We start from the raw sequence: 4,330 nt of genomic DNA on the forward strand, positions 1-4,330 counted from the left end.
CGAGGGCGCCGAGTTGGACGAGACGCGGTGGACGCAGCCGGCGTTGTTCGCGGTCGAGGTGGCGCTGTTCCGGCTGTTGGAGTCGTGGGGTCTGCGGCCGGATCACCTGGTCGGCCATTCGATCGGTGAGCTGGCGGCAGCGCACGTGGCCGGGGTCTGGTCCCTGGAGGACGCGTGCAAGGTGGTTGAGGCCCGGGGCAGGCTTATGCAGGCGCTGCCGGCCGGTGGTGCGATGGTGGCAATCCAGGCTTCTGAAGCGGACGTGCGCAATGCGCTGGTCGAGGGTGCGGAGATCGCCGCGGTCAACGGTCCCGACGCGGTGGTGGTGTCCGGTGATGAGGACGCGGTCACCGCGGTGGCCGGTCGGTTCGCGAAGACGAAGCGGCTGCGGGTGAGCCATGCGTTCCACTCGGCGCGGATGGACGGGATGCTGGCGGCGTTCCGTGAGGTGCTGTCGTCGGTGGCGTTCCGCCCGCCGGTGATCCCGATCGCGACCACGTCCACCGGCGACGTGACGGACCCGGACTACTGGTTGGACCAGGTGCGGGGGACGGTCCGGTTCGCCGATGCCGTTGCGGTGCTGCGTGCCAGGGGCGTGACGAAGTTCCTGGAGGTCGGCCCGGACGGGGTCCTCTCCGCACTGGTCGACGGTGTCCCGGCGATGCGCAAGGGCCGGGATGAGCCGCTCACCCTGATGACCGCCGTCGCCCGGGCGCACGTCACCGGCTGGTCCCCGGACTGGACGCTGCTGCTCTCCGGCGGGCGCCGGGTCGAGCTGCCCACGTACCCGTTCCAGCGGCAGCGGTACTGGCCGACGGTCCGCCACCGCGCGCAACCCGACAGCGAGTTCTGGGCCGCCGTCGAGGCCGGGGATCTGGACGCCATCGTCAGATGGCGGCACGGCAGGTCCACTGTGGACCGGTGGCTCTACCGCGACGAATGGGTACCGCTGCCACACCGCGACGCCGCGCTCCAGGGCAGGTGGCTGGTGCTCGGCGGCGGATCCGACGAAGTTGCAGCGGCGCTGACCGCGGCGGGCGCGGACGCGGTCGGCGTGGACGGTCTGCGGGAGGGGCCGTTCGCCGGGGTGGTGGCGCTGCCCAGGGACGCCGTCGAGGCGCTCACGATGGTGCAGACCGTGGCTGTCGACGCGCCGTTGTGGTGTGTGACCCGGGGTGCGGCCATCGACCCGGTGCAGCGTGCGATCTGGGGTCTCGGCCGGGTGGTTGCCCTGGAGCATCCGGACCGTTGGGGTGGCCTGATCGACCTCGCCGACGCTGACCCGGCGTTGCTACCGATACTGCTCGGTGGTGTCGAGGACCAGGTGATGGTCCGTGACGGTGTCGCTCATGGGCGGCGTCTGGCCCGGGCCACGGCGGCGACTGGTTGGCGGCCGTCGGGGACGGTGTTGGTGACCGGTGGCACGGGTGCCCTCGGTGGGCATGTCGCGAGGTGGCTCGCCGCGGAGGGTGCGGCCAGGATCGTGTTGGTCAGCCGGCGCGGCCCGGAGGCCCTGTCACTCGACATCCCGGGCGTGGAGGTGGTGGCCGCCGACGTCACCGACGCCGCAGCGGTGACCCGGCTGGTCGCGGAGTATGCGCCGAACGCGGTCATCCACGCCGCCGGCGTTCTGGATGACGGGACCGTCGACGCGTTGACCGCGGAGCGGATCGCCGCGGTGATGGCGGCCAAGGTGGACGGTGCGAGGCACCTCGACGCCGCGACCCGTGACCTGCCGTTGGATGCGTTCGTGCTGTTCTCCTCGTTCGCGGGGTCGGTGGGCTCGGCGGGGCAGGCGAACTACGCCGCCGCGAACGCTGCCCTGGACGCGATCGCCGAGCAGCGCCGCGCCGCCGGGCTCCCTGGTGTTTCGATCGCCTGGGGGTCGTGGGCGGGGGACGGCATGGCCGGGGATCTCGGCGACCGGCACCGCCGCGGTGGTGTCCGGCCGATGCACCCCGCCACCGCGGTCACCGTCCTGGGGCGCGTCACCGACGGCACCGTCGTTGTTGCCGACATCGACTGGGACACGTTCGGCCCCGCGTTCACCGCTACCCGGCCCGCACCGTTGCTCGACGGGCTGTACGCGCCACCGGTACCGCTGCCAAACCGCGAAACGTGGGACCTCGCCGGCATGCTCGACCTGGTGCGGCAGCAGGCGGCGGCCGTCCTCGGGCACGGCGGCACCGAGCTCGTCGGGCCCGGGCACGCGTTCCGGGACCTCGGGTTCGACTCGCTGACGGCCGTCGAGTTCCGCAACGGGCTCGCCGCCCGGACCGGGCTCAAGGTGCCCGCCACCGCCGTCTTCGACTACCCGACACCGGCCGCGCTCGCCGCCCACCTGCACGCTGAGGCGACCGGCGGCGTACCCGGAAACCCCCAGCTACCGATCCTCGCCGACCTCGACAAGGTCGAATCCCTGATTTCGGTGATTTCCCCAGAGGATGACCTTCACGCTGCCGTGCGCACCCGGCTGCATGTGATGCTTTCGAAGCTCGACAAGGCGCGCACAGCGGAATCAGAATCGGCCACCTCACTGCAGTTCGATGCGGCGACGGACGACGAGCTCTTCTCGTTCATCCACGAGGAACTCGGTCGGTCATGAGGTGAGCCCGGGGCGACGGGTGGGGTTGTCATGAACGAGGACAAACTCCGGGACTATCTGAAATGGGTGACCGGAGACCTCCACCAGACCCGCCTACGGCTGCGGGAACTGGAGGCCGCCCAGCAGGAGCCCATCGCGATCGTGGCGATGGGCTGCCGGTTCCCGGGCGGTGTCGCCGCACCGCAGGACCTGTGGCAGCTGCTGCTGGACGGCCGGGACGCCATCGGCGACTTCCCGGCCGACCGCGGCTGGGACCTCGACGCCCTCTTCGACGACGACCCCGACCGGCCGGGCAGCACCTACACCCGCGTCGGCGGGTTCCTGGACGACGCCGCCGGGTTCGACGCCGGCCTCTTCGGCATCTCGCCGCGTGAGGCGCTCGCGATGGACCCGCAGCAGCGGCTGCTGCTGGAGACGTCGTGGGAGGTGTTCGAACGTGCCGGCCTCGACCCGCGGGCCATGCGCGGCACCCCGACCGGCGTGTTCGTCGGCACCAACGGCCAGGAGTACCTGAACCTGCTCACCCACGCCGAGGAGGACGTCGAGGGGTACCTCGGCACCGGCAACGCCGCCAGCGTCGTGTCCGGGCGGCTGTCGTACACGTTCGGGCTCGAAGGACCCGCGGTCACGGTCGACACGGCGTGCTCGGCGTCGCTGGTCGCCGTGCACCTCGCGACCCAGGCGCTGCGCCGCGGCGAGTGCTCCCTGGCCCTCGCCGGCGGCGTCACCGTCATGTCGACCCCGGGCGTGTTCGTCGAGTTCTCCCGCCAGCGCGGCCTCGCGGTCGACGGGCGGTGCAAGGCGTTCTCCGAGGATGCCGACGGCACCGGCTGGGGTGAGGGCGTCGGCGTCCTGCTCCTGGAGCGGCTCTCCGACGCCGTCGCCAACGGCCACCCCGTCCTCGCCGTGGTGCGCGGCTCCGCGGTCAACCAGGACGGCGCCTCCAACGGCCTCACCGCCCCGAACGGTCCCGCGCAGCAGCGGGTCATCCGCGCCGCGCTCGCCGCCGCTGGGGTCGCGGCCACCGAGGTCGACGTGGTCGAGGCGCACGGTACCGGCACCAGCCTCGGCGACCCGATCGAGGCGCAGGCGCTCCTGGCCACGTACGGGCAGGGCCGCGCCGAGCCGCTGTGGCTCGGGTCCGTCAAGTCCAACATCGGCCACACGCAGGCCGCCGCCGGTGTCGCCGGGATCATCAAGATGGTCCTCGCGCTCCGGCACGGCACGATGCCCCGCACCCTGCACGTCACCGCACCCTCGTCGCACGTCGACTGGACGGCGGGCGAGGTGCGGCTGCTCACCGAGGCCCGGGACTGGCCGGCGCTGGACCGGCCGCGCCGCGCCGCCGTGTCGTCGTTCGGCGTCTCGGGTACGAACGCGCACGTCATCCTCGAAGAAGCCGCACCGGTCGACCCGGCCGCCGAGCCGGTCGTGCCGCCGGTGGTGCCGTGGCCGGTGTCGGCGCGTACCCCTGAGGCTCTTGAGGCGCAGGTGGACCGGCTGCGGGCCGTGGCGGACCGCAACCCGGTCGATGTCGGGTACTCCCTGGCGACCGGGCGGGCGGTGTTCGAGTACCGGGCCGTGCTGCTCGGCGACACCGTGGTCCGGGGCCAGGCCACCGACGGTGGTACGGCGATGCTGTTCACGGGGCAGGGTGCGCAGTGGTCGGGGATGGGCCGTGGCCTCTATCAAGCGTTTCCGGTGTTCGCGGCGGCCTATGACGAG

General features: G+C 72.5%; 2 protein-coding genes. Both read left to right on the top strand.

Annotated features, from left to right (window positions below; translation table 11 throughout):
• Positions 1-2,605, top strand: a 2,605-nt coding sequence (locus tag AB0H83_RS51515; RefSeq protein WP_360111303.1) for an SDR family NAD(P)-dependent oxidoreductase, incomplete at its 5' end; no start/stop codon positions are given.
• Positions 2,606-2,635: 30 nt separating this feature from the next.
• Positions 2,636-4,330: type I polyketide synthase (locus AB0H83_RS51520; protein ID WP_360111306.1), on the top strand; the 1,695-nt coding region annotated here is incomplete at its 3' end.

This window comes from Dactylosporangium sp. NPDC050688, from assembly GCF_040654515.1.
Classification (GTDB): Bacteria; Actinomycetota; Actinomycetes; order Mycobacteriales; family Micromonosporaceae; genus Dactylosporangium.